The organism is Treponema endosymbiont of Eucomonympha sp., assembly GCF_001028545.1.
In genome coordinates this window covers 1-693 of record NZ_BBPW01000360.1, presented here as the reverse complement: position 1 = coordinate 693, position 693 = coordinate 1, and the positions used below count along the sequence as shown (strand labels likewise).

Annotated in this window: 1 protein-coding gene; it reads right to left on the bottom strand. The window is 55.6% G+C overall.

Features of this window, described 5'->3' with window-relative positions; translation table 11 throughout:
* Nucleotides 1-67 precede the first annotated feature (67 nt).
* A partial coding sequence (gene selD / locus AWU74_RS07065; protein WP_162504992.1) for a selenide, water dikinase SelD occupies nt 68-693 on the bottom strand: 626 nt, incomplete at its 5' end.

Below are 693 nucleotides of genomic sequence, written 5' to 3'. Positions count from 1 at the left end.
TAATATATGTATTCACGCTCTCCACCTCCTGTTCGGCAGGAGTTTTCTGTGCGTTTCCTGATTTCCTTTATCTAAATATTATAATTTTTTCCGCTTTCGGCGCAATTTCCCCGATGATTGCGGCGCGTTCATCCCCGGCTTCTTTTATACGAGCCGTAAGCGCTTCCGCTTCGTCGGGAGGCGCGGCTATCAAAAGCCCCCCGGATGTCTGAGGGTCGAATAGCAACTCTTGGGTGGCAAACGAGAGCGGGCTTACGTCGGCGTACCTGTCCGCGCGGTTGCGGTTACGCTGTCCGGCGGCGGTCAACAGATACTCGTCTGCGTACGCCGCTGCCTCAGGGATAAGTGGCAAGGCGTCGGGATATAGGATGATTGCCGCCGAGTCCCCCGCCATTTCCAAAGCGTGGACAAGCAGTCCGAAACCGGTAACGTCCGTACAGGCGCTTACGTTGAAGGCAACCATGCTCTCGCAGGCATAACGGTTGAGTCGCTCCATAGAGGCAAGCGCCTGTCGAACCGCCGACGCCGACGCCATATCCACCCTCATCGCGGCCATAACGATTCCTACACCCAGCGGCTTCGTCAGTATTAGTTTGTGTCCAATCTTTGGCGTATTGTTGCGTATCACCTTCGATGTCTCGACGATGCCGGCGACGGCAAGTCCGTACTTTGGCTCCCGGTCGTATATTGAGT